This window comes from Propionibacterium freudenreichii subsp. freudenreichii, from assembly GCF_000940845.1.
Lineage (GTDB): Bacteria > Actinomycetota > Actinomycetes > Propionibacteriales > Propionibacteriaceae > Propionibacterium > Propionibacterium freudenreichii.
Genome location: NZ_CP010341.1, coordinates 1,938,888 through 1,955,502 on the forward strand (window position 1 = coordinate 1,938,888; position 16,615 = coordinate 1,955,502).

General features: G+C 67.5%; 17 protein-coding genes, 1 tRNA gene and 2 pseudogenes. 10 read left to right on the forward strand and 10 right to left on the reverse strand.

Going from position 1 to position 16,615, the window contains the following annotated elements:
* Nucleotides 1-129: 129 nt before the first annotated feature.
* The 3 genes and pseudogenes from RM25_RS13425 to mscL all read left to right on the forward strand — a co-directional run.
* A pseudogene (locus RM25_RS13425) lies at nucleotides 130-438 on the forward strand (FmdB family zinc ribbon protein); the annotation flags it as partial.
* A gap of 204 nt (nucleotides 439-642) precedes the next feature.
* Nucleotides 643-1,278 carry an SAF domain-containing protein gene (locus RM25_RS11960; protein WP_060759107.1) on the forward strand — a complete coding sequence of 212 codons (636 nt, stop codon included), beginning with the start codon at nucleotides 643-645 and terminating at the stop codon, nucleotides 1,276-1,278.
* Between the two features lie 92 nt (nucleotides 1,279-1,370).
* Nucleotides 1,371-1,727: pseudogene (gene mscL, locus RM25_RS08510) on the forward strand (large conductance mechanosensitive channel protein MscL); the annotation flags it as partial.
* Nucleotides 1,728-1,867: 140 nt separating this feature from the next.
* Here mscL and RM25_RS08515 read toward each other — a convergent pair.
* The gene (locus RM25_RS08515) at nucleotides 1,868-2,164 is read right to left on the reverse strand and encodes a hypothetical protein (RefSeq protein ID WP_143828489.1); all 297 of its coding nucleotides are present in this window, start codon (nucleotides 2,162-2,164) and stop codon (nucleotides 1,868-1,870) included.
* Between the two features lie 106 nt (nucleotides 2,165-2,270).
* On the reverse strand, nucleotides 2,271-3,644 hold the full coding sequence (locus RM25_RS08520) for a UTP--glucose-1-phosphate uridylyltransferase (protein WP_036941782.1): 1,374 nt from the start codon (nucleotides 3,642-3,644) through the stop codon (nucleotides 2,271-2,273).
* A gap of 402 nt (nucleotides 3,645-4,046) precedes the next feature.
* Here RM25_RS08520 and RM25_RS08525 point away from each other — a divergent pair.
* A tRNA-Arg gene (locus RM25_RS08525) sits at nucleotides 4,047-4,122 on the forward strand.
* Nucleotides 4,123-4,218: 96 nt separating this feature from the next.
* Nucleotides 4,219-4,551, forward strand: coding sequence for a hypothetical protein (locus RM25_RS08530; protein ID WP_013161672.1), 333 nt, complete (start codon nucleotides 4,219-4,221; stop codon nucleotides 4,549-4,551).
* A gap of 144 nt (nucleotides 4,552-4,695) precedes the next feature.
* Here RM25_RS08530 and RM25_RS08535 read toward each other — a convergent pair whose 3' ends face one another.
* Both RM25_RS08535 and RM25_RS08540 read right to left on the reverse strand, forming a co-directional pair.
* Nucleotides 4,696-5,316 (reverse strand): hydrolase, encoded by a 621-nt coding sequence (locus RM25_RS08535; RefSeq protein WP_013161673.1) that lies wholly within the window; start codon nucleotides 5,314-5,316, stop codon nucleotides 4,696-4,698.
* Nucleotides 5,313-6,122 (reverse strand): alpha/beta hydrolase fold domain-containing protein, encoded by an 810-nt coding sequence (locus tag RM25_RS08540; protein WP_044636316.1) that lies wholly within the window; start codon nucleotides 6,120-6,122, stop codon nucleotides 5,313-5,315. Before RM25_RS08540 ends, RM25_RS08535 begins: the two co-directional genes overlap by 4 nt.
* A gap of 152 nt (nucleotides 6,123-6,274) precedes the next feature.
* On the opposite strand from RM25_RS08540, the gene RM25_RS08545 reads away from it, so the two are divergent.
* A complete protein-coding gene (locus tag RM25_RS08545) occupies nucleotides 6,275-6,634 on the forward strand; it encodes a hypothetical protein (protein ID WP_044636317.1) in 360 nt (119 codons plus the stop codon).
* 137 nt (nucleotides 6,635-6,771) lie between these two features.
* Here the strand turns inward: RM25_RS08545 and trxA are convergent, their stop codons facing one another.
* On the reverse strand, nucleotides 6,772-7,107 hold the full coding sequence (gene trxA, locus RM25_RS08550) for a thioredoxin (protein ID WP_013161677.1): 336 nt from the start codon (nucleotides 7,105-7,107) through the stop codon (nucleotides 6,772-6,774).
* A 115-nt stretch (nucleotides 7,108-7,222) separates the two neighbouring features.
* The gene (locus tag RM25_RS08555; protein WP_013161678.1) at nucleotides 7,223-7,900 is read right to left on the reverse strand and encodes a metal-dependent transcriptional regulator; all 678 of its coding nucleotides are present in this window, start codon (nucleotides 7,898-7,900) and stop codon (nucleotides 7,223-7,225) included.
* Between the two features lie 176 nt (nucleotides 7,901-8,076).
* On the opposite strand from RM25_RS08555, the gene serC reads away from it, so the two are divergent.
* Nucleotides 8,077-9,198, forward strand: coding sequence for a phosphoserine transaminase (gene serC, locus RM25_RS08560; RefSeq protein ID WP_013161679.1), 1,122 nt, complete (start codon nucleotides 8,077-8,079; stop codon nucleotides 9,196-9,198).
* A 42-nt stretch (nucleotides 9,199-9,240) separates the two neighbouring features.
* Here the strand turns inward: serC and RM25_RS08565 are convergent, their stop codons facing one another.
* Both RM25_RS08565 and RM25_RS08570 read right to left on the reverse strand, forming a co-directional pair.
* On the reverse strand, nucleotides 9,241-9,627 hold the full coding sequence (locus tag RM25_RS08565; protein ID WP_036941785.1) for a hypothetical protein: 387 nt from the start codon (nucleotides 9,625-9,627) through the stop codon (nucleotides 9,241-9,243).
* A 161-nt stretch (nucleotides 9,628-9,788) separates the two neighbouring features.
* Nucleotides 9,789-11,204 carry an NCS2 family permease gene (locus RM25_RS08570; protein WP_196488138.1) on the reverse strand — a complete coding sequence of 472 codons (1,416 nt, stop codon included), beginning with the start codon at nucleotides 11,202-11,204 and terminating at the stop codon, nucleotides 9,789-9,791.
* A gap of 192 nt (nucleotides 11,205-11,396) precedes the next feature.
* Here RM25_RS08570 and RM25_RS08575 point away from each other — a divergent pair, with 192 nt between their 5' ends.
* Nucleotides 11,397-11,738 (forward strand): hypothetical protein, encoded by a 342-nt coding sequence (locus RM25_RS08575; protein WP_013161682.1) that lies wholly within the window; start codon nucleotides 11,397-11,399, stop codon nucleotides 11,736-11,738.
* A 77-nt stretch (nucleotides 11,739-11,815) separates the two neighbouring features.
* Here the strand turns inward: RM25_RS08575 and RM25_RS08580 are convergent, their stop codons facing one another.
* Together RM25_RS08580 and RM25_RS12620 are read right to left on the reverse strand one after the other, a co-directional pair.
* Nucleotides 11,816-12,595, reverse strand: coding sequence for a DUF3027 domain-containing protein (locus RM25_RS08580; protein WP_013161683.1), 780 nt, complete (start codon nucleotides 12,593-12,595; stop codon nucleotides 11,816-11,818).
* Between the two features lie 3 nt (nucleotides 12,596-12,598).
* The gene (locus tag RM25_RS12620; RefSeq protein WP_013161684.1) at nucleotides 12,599-12,985 is read right to left on the reverse strand and encodes a cold-shock protein; all 387 of its coding nucleotides are present in this window, start codon (nucleotides 12,983-12,985) and stop codon (nucleotides 12,599-12,601) included.
* Nucleotides 12,986-13,238: 253 nt separating this feature from the next.
* Between RM25_RS12620 and RM25_RS08590 the strand changes: the two genes are divergently transcribed.
* Nucleotides 13,239-14,240, forward strand: a complete 1,002-nt coding sequence (locus RM25_RS08590) for a hypothetical protein (protein ID WP_013161685.1) — start codon at nucleotides 13,239-13,241, stop codon at nucleotides 14,238-14,240.
* The gene (locus tag RM25_RS08595) at nucleotides 14,237-16,558 is read left to right on the forward strand and encodes a helicase-associated domain-containing protein (protein WP_044636319.1); all 2,322 of its coding nucleotides are present in this window, start codon (nucleotides 14,237-14,239) and stop codon (nucleotides 16,556-16,558) included. The genes RM25_RS08590 and RM25_RS08595 overlap by 4 nt, the downstream gene beginning before the upstream one ends.
* The last annotated feature ends 57 nt before the right edge of the window (nucleotides 16,559-16,615 follow it).

Genomic DNA, 16,615 nt, shown 5'->3' on the forward strand with positions numbered 1-16,615 from the left:
CCCGACGTCCGGCACGGCGCCGCCGTGGACCATCTCGGGAATAGCGCACCTGATTCGGGTGTTACGTGGATCGCACTTAGAATTGCCGGGGCCCCGCAGCAACGCGAGGCCATGAGGACGAGAGACGCGATGCCGACCTACGAATACACCTGCACCGATTGTGGACACGACCTGGAGGTCTTCCAGAAGTTCTCTGACGACCCGTTGACCGTCTGCCCCGACTGCAACGGCCACCTGCGCAAGGTCTTCAGCCCCGTGGGCGTAGTCTTCAAGGGATCGGGGTTCTACGCCACCGATAACCGCACCTCGGGAGCCTCGACGGCACCGGGCTCGTCGCTGCACGACACCGAAAGCGCCCACGGCGCCGATTCCTCGCAGGCTTCGGAGTCTGCCACCCACACGTCCGGGGACGCCTCGACCGGCAGCAGCACCGCCTCCGGAGCCACCACGAGTGGCTCGACGTCGACGTCCGGGTCCACGACGCCCACCGCATCGACTGCCGCAGCCGGCTCCGGCACGCAGGCCAAGGTGGCCTGACCGCACCAGCACCCCCGTTCCACAGTTCTGCCCGCCTTCCCTGCGGAGGGCGGGCAGAACTGTGGATAACCGCTTGACCACCCGGTGTGCACACACGGTGTGGGTGTGACTCCTCCCGCTTGGCTCAATTCCCTCGTTCGTGCCGTCCGCTGGCATCGCCGCGGCCTCGGCCTCATCGCAGCGGCCATCTGCGTGGTGGCCGTGCTCACCGCACTGGATCCCTCGGCCTCCTCCTCACACACCGTGGTGATCGCGAGTCGTCCGCTGGCCGCAGGCGTGGCCGTGGGCGCCGACGACGTCACCACCCTGCAGGTTCCAGCCGAGGTCGCCACCTCGGCCACACTGGCCGACCCCGGGGCTGCGATCGGCCAGGTGGTCGCCGTGCCCCGGCCGGCCGGCACGGTGCTCACCAGCTCAGATTTCGTGGGCAAGGGGCTGGTGGCCGACTCAGACGGGCTCACCCTGGTGCCGTTCCGCATTGAGGACAAGGGCGTGGCGGGTGTACTGGGCGTCGGCAACCAGATCAGCGTCGTGGGCGCCAACCCGGGCGCCGACACCCGGGTGATTGCCAGCCGGGTGCGGATCGCGGCCCTCCCCAGCCCGGGTTCCTCGGGCGCGCTGGATGACAGCTCATCGTCGAGCGGGGCGCTGGTCATCGTGGCGGCAGACTCCCGCACCGCACGGGAGCTGGCAGCCGCCGCCTCCGAATACACGCTGAGCGTGGTGTTGGAAAGCGATTGACCGGGCTCCCGCGAACCCGCCGACGATGCCCTCCAGGGGGTGCCGTAGCGTGAAGACCTCCACCGATCCCCTCGAGTGACATGGAGGACAATGTGAAGGGCTTCAAGAACTTCATCATGCGCGGCAGCCTCATCGATACCGCTGTCGCCTTCATCATCGGCGCCGCCTTCGGCGCGGTGGTCACCAGCTTCACCCAGATCGTGCTTGACCTGCTGGGCAAGCTCGGCGGCACCCCGAACTTCAGCAGTTGGGCTCCCGGAGGGGTGCACGTCGGCACCTTCCTCACTGCGCTGATCTCATTCCTCATCCTGGCGGCAGTGGTCTACTTCGCGATCGTGGTGCCGATCAACAAGATGCGTGAATTGCGCCATCCTGATGCCGAGAAGACCCAGACCGAGGCCGAGATCCTCACGGAGATCCGCGACCTGCTGGCACGCAATGAGGCACAGGGCATCGAGCGGGTCAACGACCTCGCGGCGTCCAACAGTCCTTCCCTGGAGGGCCGGACGCAGGCACGCCGTTCAAGCGACGGTTGAGGCATCGGCATCGACGGGGCTGCCAGCTGATCCACCCCACTCGCCTCTACGGATCAGCCAGCTGATCCGTAGTGCGGCGGCAGATCAGCCATGAGCCGGCGGGTCTCGGCATCAAGGGGTTGGGAGGCGTCGCGCACCCCTGCGTCGCGGCTGTCCAGGTTGAGCGCGACCACCACCTCGGACACCCAGGCATGGAAGCGTGCGAACCCGCCGGGAGCGGGGACGCCGATCGGCAGGGCCATGGGCCAGCCCTGCCCGTCATGATGGCGCTGGTCGCGCAGCGCAGCCAGTCGCTGCGGGGTCCAGCCATGGTCGCGCAGCACCGCCAGTAGCTGCCCCGGCTCACTCACCTCGGGACGTGCACCGCCGAGATAGTGCCCGGTCAACGCGAAACTGGCGCACTGCGCCAGATCCGGAGCGGATCCGTCAACGGTCGAGTCATCCGACGGGGCGGGACTAGTCACCCTGCAACAGCTCCCCGTCGGGCACCGTGCCGCCATCCGGGCCCAGGTCAACTGTCCCGCGCACACGCACGCCGGTACCGAAGTGCCAGTCGCCCTCGACGGTCAACGACGTGGCCTCCACCATCCCCAGCGGGGCGGGGATGCGCTCGTCGAAGTCGTCGACGAACTTGTAGTCAGCACCCAGGTCAACACCCGGAATGCGCTCGACCCGGGCGTGCAGCCGGCCGTCATCACCGATCGAGTAGACATCGGAGCGCAGCAACAGCAGCTCGTTGGTCTTCTTCACCGGCACGAAGCGATCACGACCCACCAGCAGCACGCGCGCGTCATCGAACACCTCCACCGCAGCACCCATGGCGCTCTCCACCTGGATCACGGCCGGGCTGCTCGGGTCGGTGGGGTCCACCGTCTTCTCATTGCGGATGAGGGGTAGGCCCATCACCCCGTGTCGCTCATCGAGCTTCTGCTTGAGGGCCACCAGGTCCCACCACAGGTTGTTGGCGTGGAAGTAGCGGTGCACATGCTCGTCGGTGAAGTACTTCATGTCCTCGGGTGCGGTCTGGGCCGTGTCCCGAAGGATCACCCGACCGTCGGACTTGCGGATCGCCAGGTGCCCGCCCTTCTTGTCGTTCACCGTGCGCACGCACACCTCGGAGCACCAGTCGCCGCCGGTGGACGCGAACCAACCGGCGATCCTCGCGTCGGGGGCCGCCCCCAGGTTGTCGGAGTTGGACACCGCCGCATAGCGATATCCCTTGTCGATCAGCGTGGACAGCAGGCCCGAGTCGTACAGCGCGGCGTAGATGTCACCATGGCCCGGCGGACACCACTCCAGCTCGGGGTCAGCGGGCCAGTCGACCGGAGAGAGGTCGTCGGCCCGCAGCTTGGGTTCCTTGCTCTGCAGGAAGTCCAGGGGCAGGCCATCCACCGCCAGGTCGGGATATTCGGCAAGGGCCGCCATCGTGTCGTCATGGGTACTGAAGGAGTCCATCAGCAGCAGCGGCAGCTTGACGCCCCATTGCTGGCGGGTGGCGCGCACCTGCTGCACCACGATGTCGAGGAAGCTCTTGCCGTCGCGCACCTGCAGCAGGGACTTTGCATGGGCCAGCCCCATCGACGTGCCGAGCCCCCCGTTGAGCTTGATGAACACCGTCTTCGACAAGGCGTCACGGGCCTGCTGGTCGGTAACCACCACATCGGCCAGGCTTGGGGGGTTCTCGATGGGCCGGATACTGCTCTCGGGGATGATGCCGGTGGCACCGGTTTCCAACTGCTTGTAGTAGTCGCTGAACACCTCGATGGCGGTGCGTCCGACGCCGGCGGACGCCATCTTGTCCCGCGCCTGCTGAAGACCTTGCTCGCTCATGGGCTCAGCCTAGCGAGCGGCTGCGGGTGGCACGGGAGCCGTCAACCAACGTCGGATCGGGTGCCACGCTGCACCACTGACCAACCCCGGACAGATAGGAAGGTGACGTTCCGTCGAGGAGCCGAAGCTGTCTGCCCACCCCCAGGAGACCTACAACGGCGAAACGTCACCTTCAACTACCATTTTAGAGCATCTTTCACTGGGTGTAGCACCTCAGGGTCCATCTCTGAGAGGAATTCTCAGATGGTTACGTAAACTCGTACGCCGATTCCGCCCCCGCCCACGCAAGTGGCGTGAAACCAGCCGAAAGACGCGTGATCTTGTTGCACACAACGTCGGCTGCCGCTGCAGCCAGCCGAGCGCTGGCAGCGTCGTCACCGCAGCGGCTAACCTAGGTGCTCTGGCCCCGTAGCTCAGGGGATAGAGCAGTGGTTTCCTAAACCATGTGTCGGAGGTTCGAATCCTCTCGGGGCCGCCAGCATCGTCGCCCGGCCCACTCCGGCGTTGTCACCTGCCCTGAATAGTGTGGAGTCACCACCCCATCAGGAAGACCCACCAGCAAGGAGACAGGGCAATGAACCGAGAAGACAAGGCCATCGGCTGGCACCTCAACCTGGCCATCCGGGTGAATCCGCCCCTGGCCGACGACAACGAGCTCCTCGACCTGATCGAACGGCTGGCGCGCCAACACACGGCGGCCAGCATCTCCCCTGACCACAAGACGATCACCATCGCCTCCACCGTCTATTCACCCGATGTCATGACCGCCATCGTGGGCGCGGTGCCGGCCGTGCTGGTTGCCCTGGAACAGGGTGGCTACGACGGCCGGGTGGTGCATGTGGACGCCATGGATGAGCAGGCCTTCATGGCCAAGCAGTCTGAGCTGACCGACCCGTCGGCGAGCTGAGCCATGCGTCCGCACGACCTGCGGACATGACAAGGCGGCGCCGCAGGCGCCGACCCCACACAGGGGATCGATCGTCCCGCGACGCCGCTCGATGCCACGGTGGTTGCGCGCTTCAGCCGTGCGCAGCACCACCCGGCGGGTGTCTCATTCCAGCTTCAGGAAGATGCCGGCCTCGATGAGGTCCTCGACGAATCCGCCCGCGGTATCGGTGCGGTTCCAGTCACGCTGCAGCTCGCAGGCGAGCTGGGCAATGCTGATCAGCTGTGCCCCGGCCTGCTCCACGCGGCGCAGGGCCGTCTGAAGGGCCTCCACCGAGGTGCCGCCCACGGCGTCCACCACCGGATAGACCTCATAGCCCTCACGGATCGCGTCGAGGGTGGGGAAGGTGAGGCAGGCCTCGGTCCACAGGGCCGCGATGATCAGCTTCTTGCGGCCGGTCGCCTCCACGGCCTTCTTGAAGTCGGCGTCCTCCCAGGCGTTGATCGCGGTGCGGTCATAGGAAGGCACCCCGGGCAGCAGCTCCTTGAGCTGGGGGATGGTGTCCTTGTTGCGGCCATTGGCCACGTTCACGGTGGACAGCACCACGGGCACCTTGTAGGTCTGAATGATCTTCGTGGTCACGGCGATGTTGTCGATCAACTTCGCCCGGTCCATCGAGTTGATCGAGTCCACCTGTGTGGGCTGGTAGTCGATCAACACGAACGCCGAGTTCTCCGGGGTCAGCAGTTCATCCGAGACAGGGTCGCGACGGGTTGCACTAGTCATGATTCAGGTCGTCCTTCATCCAATAGGTAGTGGTTGAGAAACTGCACTGTCTGGTCGTAGACGTCATCCAAGTAGCCCTTGGCATGACGTGAGCCACTGAGGAACTGGGCCACAACCGGCACATCGTTGCGCACCATTGCCTCAGTGAAAGTCAGCACCCCGCTGGTGGGGACGAACTCGTTCAGGGAGTTCGCCAGGTACACCGGGCCGGTCTTCGGCGAGACGCGGTGCACCGGCGTCCCCTCGGTCAGGCGGTCGGTGCGCTCGTGGAAGTAGTTCATGATGAACCACTTGTAGAAGGCGTCGTTGGCGCCGCCCTGGTTGATGCCCGAGCTCGCTCCGGCGAAGTTCTGCGGGTTGTCGGGGGCCGGGACGACGTCGGCATGCTTGGTCAGCCAGTCATCGATGTCGAGGATCCCCGACAGGGACACGGCCGGGATGCCGTACTTGATCGCCAGCTCGACGCTCATGTTCCCACCGGCCGACGAGCCGACGGCCCCGATGCGGTGACGATCGAAGGTCAGGTCGCTGGCCTGCAGCCACTGCCAGACATGGTCCATGTCCTCCAGCGGCGCCGGGTAGTAGCCATCGGGTACATCGTGGTACTCCGGCACGACCACCAGATAGCCCTCGGCGGCGAGGCGTGAGGCCCAATCGGCGTCCTTGTCCTTGCTCCCCCGGAACCATCCGCCGCCATGGATATCGATCACCGCCGCCCCATTGGCATGGTCGGGATCGTGGTACACATCAAGCTTCGATACGCCGTCAGAAGAATAGGCGATATCGGTGGTCGTGGAGATGCTCACTGGGAAAAGCCTCGCTTTGATGAACTGACAACCTGATGATCACAGAATACGCGCGACGACAAGGGGAAACGCCTTGAATCGGTGAGCTACTGTGCTGTTCACACCAACAACTCTGACAACCGCGCGGAGTTGCGATCAGCAAGGAGACACAGATGCTTGATGTCGAGGATTCGCTGCGCCGGGTGGCGACCACGGTCGACCACCATTACCAGCACATCGCCAACCGCCATGAGTTCATGCGTGCATGGGCGGTGCAGTTCGAGCTCGCCTATACCGACTTCCGGGTGATCCAGCTGGCCCTCCAGCTTGACGGCAAGGAGCACGAGCTGCTCGAGCGCTTCACCGCCACCTACGACGACGTCTACGAGTACGAGTACGCGTTCGCTGCTGGTGGACTCGAGGGATTCGATGCGAAGTTCTCCGGACGCCTCGACTCGTACAAGTCCGACGTCGACCTGCTGCTCGGCACCATCTCCGAGATCCAGTCCCTGGACCGCCATCCCCAGTCGTGAGAACGACTCTGGCTGGCACAGCGTGAGAACGACTCTGGACAGCACAGCGTGACGACGAAAGAACCGGTCACCACCTGCAGGTGGTGACCGGTTCTTTGTATGAGTCCTGGGAGCCGGTTGGGCGGCTCTGAGGGGGATCAGGCGTTGGCGGGCTCGAAGTCACGCACCTGCGAGATCAGCGCATCAAGCGCCTGCCGGTTCAGCAGTCCGGCATTGCGGTAGATCAGCTTGCCGTCCTTGAACGCCATCAGCGTCGGGATCGCCTGGATCTCCAGCGATGCGGCGAGCTGCTGCTGCGCCTCGGTATCGACCTTGCCGAAGGTGATGTCGTCATTGGCGTCACTGGCAGCGTCAAAGATGGGCGAGAAACGCTGACACGGGCCACACCAATCGGCCCAGAAGTCAACGAGCACAATGCCCTTCTGCAGGGCGGTCTGCTCGAAGTTGTCGGTGGTCAACTCAACGGTAGCCATAATGTCCTTTCAAAGTCCGGGTGCCCGCGCAATGCACCGGGCGACAATTGGGGAACGCCGCGGTGGGGTCGAAGTATTCCCCGTGATCCGGGGCTCCCCTTCGGCCCAGCGCTGACTAAAGGGCGCTCACACGCAGCGACGGCGCGTACTTCTCGGGCACGTGCAGGGCTTTTCCGCCCTCGCTCGCCACGACATAGTCCTCGCCGTCGCGCGACAGGTCAACGGTGGCACCGGGATGGATCCCGGCGGCATCGACCGCCTCGAGGAAGTCCATGTCACTTTGTGCGTACTCATCGATGAGCACGAAGCGTGCCTTGCCCAGGCCCTTCTGCTCGGCCTCGAGCAGGTCGACGCCGTAGTCCTCCAGCGAGGAGGCCTCCGGTGCATCGGGATGCGGGATCGGCGTGCCATAGGGGGTCGAGACGGGCGTGCCCAGCATCTCGCACAACCGGTTGGCCACTTCCTCGCTCATCACGTGTTCCCAGCGACAGGCCTCGTCGTGGGCCGAGGCATAGTCCATGCCCAGCCCATTGACGATGAAACACTCAGCCAACCGGTGACGGCGCATGACGGCGCGTCCCTCGTTGTAGCCGGTGTCGGACAGCTCGATGGTGCGACCGTGACTCAGGCCCAACAGGCCGTCACGTTCCATGCGTGCCACGGTCTGGGAGACCGTCGGGCCGGCCTGGTGCAGACGCTCCACGATCCGCGCCCGACGCGGCTCAACCCCTGACTCCAGAAGCTCATAAATGGTGCGCAGATACATCTGCGTGGTGTCGATGAGTTCACTCATTGCGCGCTCTCCGTCCTCCCGCCCACAGAACCTATGAGCACCCCGGTTACACCAATTATTCCCCGCCGCACCAAGCCGCGCTCGGGGCGGGCCATACCGGCGGGTCCCCCAACCGTGCCACACCGGCCCACTGGACCGTGCTGCAGCCGCTCCGCTGACAGTGAAACAATCCGCAGGTGACTGATCTGCGTATCCCCACCGACCTGCTCCCCCGCGACGGACGCTTCGGATCCGGCCCCGCCAAGGTTCGACCCGAGGCAATGGCCGCCCTGGCGCAGAGTCCGCTGATGGGCACCTCCCACCGCAAGCCGCCGGTGAAGTCGTTGGTCGCCCACATCCAGGAGCAACTGGCCGCGCTCTACTCCCTGCCCGACGACTACCGCGTGGTGCTCGGCGACGGCGGGGCCTCGCTGTTCTGGGACCTGGCCTGCGTCAGCCTGGTGCGACGCCACAGCTCGCACGGGGTCTACGGCGAGTTCAGCCGCAAGTGCGCCGCGGCCGTGTCACGCACCCCGTGGCTCGACAAGCCGACGATCGTCGAGGCCAACTACGGCTCCGGGGCCTTCCCCGCCACCGACGAGCATGCCGACCTGTATGCGTGGGCACAGAACGAGACCTCCACCGGGGTTGCCATGCCCGTGCAGCGCCCCGCCGGCATCGCCGACGACGCCCTGGTGATGATCGACGCCACCAGCGCGGCGGGCGGGCTCGCCGCCGACGTGCGGCAGGCGGACGCCCTCTACTTCGCACCGCAGAAGAACTTCAGCTCCGACGGTGGGCTGTGGCTCGCCCTGTGTTCCCCGGCCGCCCTGGAACGCGCCGCCGAGCTCACCGCGGCTCCCGATGGACGCTGGGTGCCCGATGTGTTGAACCTGACCCTCGCTGCCGACAACTCCGCCAAGCACCAGACCCTGAACACCCCGGCCATCGCCACCCTGGTGCTGCTGGGCAACCAGCTGGACTGGATGATGGACAACGGCGGCATGGACTTCGTGGCCGGCCGCACGACCGATTCGGCCCGGCGCCTCTACGACTGGGTCGAGGCCCACGAGGTCGCCCGTCCGTTCGTGGCAGACCCTGCGCTGCGCTCCAATGTGGTGGGCACCGTGGTCTTCGACGAGCGCGTCGACGCCCCGCAGCTGTGCAAGGTGCTGCGCGCCAACGGCATCGTCGACATTGAGCCCTACCGCAAGCTCGGCACCGACCAGATCCGCGTCGGCATGTTCGCCTCGGTTGATCCCGACGACGTCTCGGCGCTGCTCGCCTGCATCGATTGGGTGCTGGAGCGCATCATCTGAGCCCGACCGGCCGGGTGATTCCCCGGCCAGCGGGGCAGGACGCTATTCCGCCTGCTCGGGGGCGTTCTCGCGTCGTGAGCGGATGAAGACGAAGACCGCAGCGAGCGCCGCGAGCACGCCGGTGGCGATGAGCGCCATGAACGTCTTGGTGCGGCCCGGGCCCTTGCCGGACGACGTGGCGCCTGCCGTGGCGCTGGCGGTGGCCAGGGGCCGTGCAGTCGCCGTGGTTCCCACGGTGGCCGGCGAGGTGGCCGGCGATGACGTCGAGGGCACGGCCGTGGTGGTCGAGGCGACCCCGGGAGTGGCCCCGGCCGTGGGGGGCGTGGCGGCCAGCACCCCGACGACGAGCAGTAGGGCGGTCACCAGCACGGCGATCGGAACCCTGCCGAAACGCGCTGCTTGACCGGGCCGCCGGCTCTGCGCCGTCATCGCATCATCCTCACCATCCGTCGTCGCATCACTCCGCGACGGGCTGTCCACTGTCGATGACTCTAGGCCACGCACCCGCGATGGCGCCGCGCCCGCCACGATGGAACACCGGGCCCCCGCCAGTGCGGGAGCCCGGTGTCGTCCATCAGGAACGGGACCGATCAGGTGCCGGCGATCCACTTGGTGATCACGCCCTGGCCGAAGTAGATGACGAACAGCGCGCTCACCACCCACATCAACGCATGCACGTGACGGGCCTTGCCCTGGAACACCTTCAGCAGCACGAAGATCACGAAGCCTGCGCCGATACCGGCGGTGATCGAATAGGCGAAGGGCATGAACACGATGGTGAAGAACGCGGGAATCGCGTCCACCAGGTGGTTCCAATTGATCTCGGACACCTGCTGCATCATGAGGAAGCCGACCAGGACCAGCACCGGGGCCACGGCCTCGGCCGGCACCATATTGGTCAGGGGCGACAGGAACACGGCCAACAGGAACGCCAGGCCGGTGACCACCGAGGCAAAGCCGGTGCGGGCGCCCTCCGCAACGCCTGCGGTGGACTCGATATACGAGGTGTTCGACGAGGTGGACGCCAGGCCACCGGCGAGTGCGGCGATCGAGTCGACCAGCAGGATCTCGCGCAGTCGCGGCGGCTCGCCCTCGGAGTTGAGCAGCTGCCCCTCCGAGCCCACGGCCACCACGGTGCCGACGGTGTCGAAGAAGTCGGCCAGCAGCAGGGAGAACACCAGCATCACGGTGGTGAGGATGCTGGCCGCGGTGAAGTGGCCCTCACCGTTGGCGAAGGCACCGATGATGTCCACCCGGCCGAGCAGGCCCAGGTCGGGAAGCTTGAACGCCGCCAGTCCGGGCCAGCTGGGCACATTGAGCGCCCATCCCGCCGGGTTGGTGGTGTCGTCCGACAACGTGGCCGGCACCTTGACGACGGCCTGCACGATCATGGCGAGCACGGTGGTGGCGATGATGGCGATGAGCATCGAGCCGCGCTTCTTGCGCACGTACAGGAACAGCAGCACGAGCAGGCCGATCACGAAGATCAGCACCGGCCAGGTGCTCAGCGAGCCGTTGAGGCCCAGCTGTACCGGCGTCCCGGAACCGGGCGTGATCACATGGGCGTCGACCAGGCCCACGAAGGTGACGAACAGGCCGATGCCCACCGAGATCGCCACGCGCAATTCCTTGGGCACCGCCCGAAAAACCGCCTCGCGGAAGCCCGTCAGCACCAGGGCCGTGATGATGATGCCCTCCACGGCGATCATCCCCATGGCACGCGGCCATGTGGTGGTGGGGGCGATCACATAGGCGATCATGGCGTTGAGCCCGAGTCCGGCGGCCAGGCCGATCGGGAAGCGTCCGACGATGCCCATCAGGATCGTCATCAGGCCCGCAACGAGGGCCGTGGCAGCGGCCACCATCGCGATGGAATGGCCCACCGCCGCCTGGTCCACCACCTGGTGTGCGGCATCCAGGTACTTCGGCGCCCCGCTGACGAGCTCACCGCGTGAATCAACGGCGGTGCCGATGATCAGCGGGTTGAGGGCCAGGATGTACGCCATCGTGAAGAAGGTGACCAACCCGCCGCGCACTTCGCGTGAGGCGGATGAGCCGCGGGCCGTGATGGAGAACCACCGGTTGAAGGACGACAATTTTGCGCTGTCGTCGGCGCTTGCCACAGGGGTTTCCCCAGGGGATTGCGAGACCATGGGCGACACCCTATAGGCGTTTCACAGGTGCTCTAGCATGTGCTCATGGCCCCAGCATCGAATCCAGCGAATGGCACCGGATCCCACACGTCGGACGCCGAGATCTCCGACAAGGAGCGCTTCTTCGTGCAGGCACCCGTCGCTCCCCTGCGCGAGGACGGGCTCATCGCCTTCACCATCGGCACGGTGGTGTTCATCGTGTTGGCGATTGCGGCATATTTCTGGCGGGTACCGCTGGGCGACGCCGGCCTGGGCTGGTGGTTCTGGGTGGCAGTGAGCGGCGCGGTGATCGGGGTGCTGGCCATCAGCTACGGCATCCTGCGACGCCGGCGCATGGGCCAGACCCGCACCACCGCCTCGGATGCGGCCGCCAAGAAGCTGCCGTAGCAGCACAAGGGCCGCGCGGAATGATCCGCACGGCCCTTGGGACAGCCACTGGGGCGGGTCATCCGCCCCGGCATGAATCAGTCGAACAGCGACTGCTCGATGCTGATCGTGTCGTACACCGGCTCGGGCAGTTCGATGCCACGCTCGTCGGCCACCACATCGGAGTGTCCACCGCAGCCGTGGTCGACGCTGACGACCTTGCCGTCGCGCGGGGCGAAGGAGTTGGTGCACACCCCGAACTCCACCCCCAGCGATCCGGACAGCCGCTGGAAGTAGCCGCAGGTGAGGCAATAGGCCGGCGCATGTTCGGTTGAGGGATTGTCGGGACCCGCCGCACCCTCGATCCAGCGCTGCGCGGCCTCGCTGCGTCCCTCGTGCGACAGCACGCGCTCACGGCCCAGGCCGAGGTCCGCGACGATGGCACGGGTCTCCGACCATTCAGCCGGATCATCATCGGCAGCCATCTCGCCGCCGGTGAATCCCGGCTCGAGGCGGGGATCATTGTCGGGCGTGGGCAGCAGTGAACCCGGCGTCACATCGCCGGGGCGCACGCGCTGCGACCACGGAACCCATTGCGGGGTGGGTAGTGCACCCTCGCCGGGCAGTAACACCACCTCGTCGACGGTGGCGGTGCGGGCGCGCGGCGGACGCGTCAGCGTGACGGCCCAGTGCCAACCCACATAGCCCGGATGCGGGCAGGCGAAGAAGTGCGTGAGCACCCGGTCGCCCTCCATCCGGAAGCCGAGATGCTCACCCACGCCGAAGTCACCGGCCTGGTGTTCAGCGGCTGTCTGGGCAACCTCGATTGCCGCTGACAACACCGTGTCCGGTTTGAGAGCCGCTTTCACCGTGGCCATAGATCACTTCTCCAATTCATCGGCGACGCCGCGCAGCATGGCGGCGATCTTTGAGGCCTGACCCGAGCTGGGGTACCGGCGACGACGGTAGCCGTTCGACAACCCGTCGAGCATCTTGATCAAATCCTCCATCATCGCCGCCAGGTCCTCCGGCTTGCGACGGGTGGCCTTTGACAGCGACGGCGGCGGATCGATCAGCTCAACCGACAGCGCCTGCTCACCGCGCCGGCCATCGACGATGCCGAACTCAACCCGCTGACCCCGCTTGACGGAGGTCACCCCGTCGGGCAGCACATTGGCGCGGAAATAGACCTCTCCATCGCCCTCGTCCTTGGTGATGAATCCGAAACCCTTATCGGGGTCGAAGAAACGCACCCTGCCGCTTGGCATCTGCACCCTCACACTGCTCGGGGATCGCTGGGCGATCCGACGTATATCGTTCTGAACCGCTGTTGACGATCCGCGTGGCCCTGACCACTTCATCGGTGACCGGGAGTTCCCCCGGAGCCTTCCGGACGACCTGACCTGCCCGGACGACCGGCGCCGGGGCCGTCTTCCAAGCCTACCGGCGCCCGCAAGATCGTCCTAGTCGACCGGGACGACCATCCCCGGACGGATGGGCACCGACTCATACACTTGGGCCATGACCTCCCGGACGCGCGTGATGACCACTCTCACCACCGAGGACGCGCCCGCTGCCGTGCCCGACGGCTTCGCCGCGCCGGTGGCCGCACCCTTGGATGCCGGCAGCCCGACACCCCGGGTGGAAGTTGCCGCGGCGATCGCACCGCCCGCCACGGTGGAGGAACCCGCCGACCCCGGCCCCGCCCTGGACGCCGTGGAACCCGCCACCGAGGCCCCGCGCGACCCGACCACGCCCTTCGCGGCCGGCGATTCCCTGTTCCCCACCAGTACGGGCCACGACGATCCCCATCGGCCGATCCGACTTGATGCGGCTCTGGCGCCGGGTGGCGCCAACAACCCACCCGATCCCTCAACGATGGTCGCCGCACCACATGATGCCCCGCCGCCGAACCCGGCGGCACGTTTCGACTCGTCCCATGTCGCGGGCGGCACCGCCGGGGCGCAGCCCACCGGCCGCCCGGGTCAGGCGCAGGCCCCACAGGGCCAGTTCAGGCCCGGCCAGTTCCCGCCGCCGGGATTCCAGGGCGGCCAGCCGAGCCCCTACCACGCGCCCAACCATCCGCAGGGCCCCGCCGGCGCCCCCTATCCGGGGGCCCCTTATCCGGGAGCGCCCTATCCGGGACCACAGGGTTCGGCACCCCGCCCGCCCCAGCCGACCACCATGTCGAAGGCCCTCGGTTCGGGGGGCGTCCTCATGGTGAGCGCCCTTGCACTCGGCCTGTTCGTCGGAGCGCTGTCGCTGACCTGCCTGTTCGTGGCGTGGATCTGCGCGATGAGCATCCAGGTGGGCCGCAAGTGGCTGCAGTTCTGCTTCCTGGCGGGGTTCGGGCTGCTCGGCTTCAATTTCTTCCTGGCGATTTCGCAGCAGGTCTTCTCCCCCTTTGACATCACGCTGGGGCTGGCCCGCTGGGTCTGCCTGGCGATGATTCCCGCCACATTGTTCTGCGTCTGGCGCGGCCTCCATCATCCGGACGCCCCGTCGGGGGGAGCCTCCCGGTGAGCGCCTCGTCGCGTTCGCTTGCCGACGCGATCAGGGCCTTCGACGCCCAACAGTTGGCTGTCCTGTTGCGTGCCCGGCCCGATCTGACGCAGCCCCGCCCGCTCGACCTGTCCGAGTTGATCGAACGCCTTTCGGCCCGCGCGTCCACCCTGCGGGCCCTTGACCGCCTCGACGCCTGGCACTTGCTGGTGGCGCAGGCGGTTGCCGCCTGGGAGGGTGGCGGCGATCCGGTGGACGACAAGCAGCTGGCCGCAGCAATGGGCCTGCCGGACGATGTCGCCGCCGTGGACCGGGCCCTTGATGGGCTGCGACAACTGGGTCTGGCGTGGGGCAGCCCCGTGCACCTGACCCAGGCCGCGCGCGCGGCCTTCGGCGAGCACCCGGGCGGGCTCGCGGCGGTATCCCCCACCCCGCTTGCTCCGGCCACGATCGACGAGGCCCTCCGGGCGGTCGGCGAGGCGGGGCGCGCCGTGCTCGATCGGCTGGTCTGGGGGCCGCCGACGGGCACCGTGCAGCGCGCCGACCGGGCCGTCACTCGGGAATCGGCCGAATCCACCATGGATCTCCTCCTGGCGTGGGGGCTGTTGCGTCCGATCGGCCCCGATCAGGTGTTGCTGCCCCGTGAGGTGGCGCTGCGGCTGCGCGGCGGCCGGCTGGTGCGCCAACCCGTGCCCACGCAGGTGCCCGCCTGGCAGGCCCCCACCTCGGCCACCGGGGCTTCCCTGCCGGCAAGCCTGGTCGACCGGGCCGCCATCGGCTCGGCCCAGGAGCTCACCAGCCACGTGGTGGCGGTGCTCGACGACATTGCCGCCCGCACCCCACGGGCGCTGGCCACCGGCGGCGTACCGAAGCGCGAGATGGGCACCTTCACCCGCTTGGTCGACGATGCCCGGTTGGCCGAGTTCGTCATCGGAATCACGCGCGGCGCGGGACTGTTCACCACCCGCGGCGGCCTGCTGATGCCCACGACCGGCCTGGACGACTTCCTCGACCTCGACGCCTTCGCACGGTGGCTGCTGGTGCGTGACGCCTGGCGCTCCCTGACATGGTGGCCCGCGGACCTCGACGCCGCCGGGCGCGCACCGGCAGAGGAGATGACGGGCTCGTCGGCCAGCTCCCGGGCCGCCAGTCAACGGGCTGCCGGCCAGCGGCCCACCGGCCAGCCGGAGTCGGGGGCCCATGGCGACGCACCCACCCATCCGGGCCTGCCCACCTCGGCGGCATTGCGTGAGGCAGCGTGGGACGAGCTCGTCGCCGCCACCCGCGGTACTGCCGTTGTCGCCGACTCGCTGGCCGAGAGATTGTCGTGGCGCCATCCGGCGTGGTTGGGAGTCGATTGGCCCGGCGTCGCCCGCCAACTGGTCCGCGAGGCCGAATGGCTGGGCCTGATGGCCTTCGGTCGCACCACCGGCCTGCTCGATGCCACCCGGAGCACGCCCGATCCGGGCTTCACCGCCTACGGCGACCGCTTCGTGCTGCAATCCGATCTCACGGCGGTGGCCCCTGCGCCGCTCGACCATGACACGGCGGCGCTGATCGGCGTCATGGCCAACCGGGAGTCCCATGGCGCGGCTGCGACCTACCGCTTCACGCCTGCCTCGCTCGAGAGGGCGCTGGACGCCGGGTGGAGCGTACAGGACATCTCCGAATGGCTCACGACCCACAATGAATCGGGTGCCGACGCCGGGCTGCCCGCCCCGCTCACCTCATTGCTCGACGACGTGGCACGCCAACACGGCAAGGTGCGGGTGATGACCCTGGGCGCCGTGGTGCAGTTGGACGATCCCGCCACCGAGGCCTCCCTGCTCGCTGATCCACGGGCCGAGGACCTGGGCCTCATCGCCCTGGCACCGGGCGTGCTCGGCGCTGCCGCCGAACCGGCCGAGCTGGTGGCGTTCCTGCGTCAACGTGGCCTGGCGCCCGTCGCGCAGAGCAGCCAGGGCGTGCAGATCACCACTCCCCCGTCGAGGCGCGCCCCGGCACCGGCCCGTCCGGTCGCCCCACCACCGGTGGACGCCGATGCGCTCGCCGCGGCCCTGCTGCGACGCGAATCCACCGGCCTGTCGCCCGAGCAGATCGTGCAGGCCCTCACCCGGGCCTACCGCGACGACCTGTGGGTGGGGGTCGACTGGGCCGACGACAACGGCGCCACGCATTCCCACACGATGCGCGTCCTGTCCATGGGATCCGGGGTGGTCAACCTGGTGCGCCGCGCCGCCGGACGGCTCAGCCTGCCCGTGACGCGCATCATCGCAGTCGACATTCCGGCGTCCGCCGACGCCCCCTCCGATGCGGGGAAAGCCCCGTCGGACACGTGAGTCTGCCGCCCGGTGTCAGCCCGGGGCGGGCCCGGCGCTGACATTTGGCCACGGCGG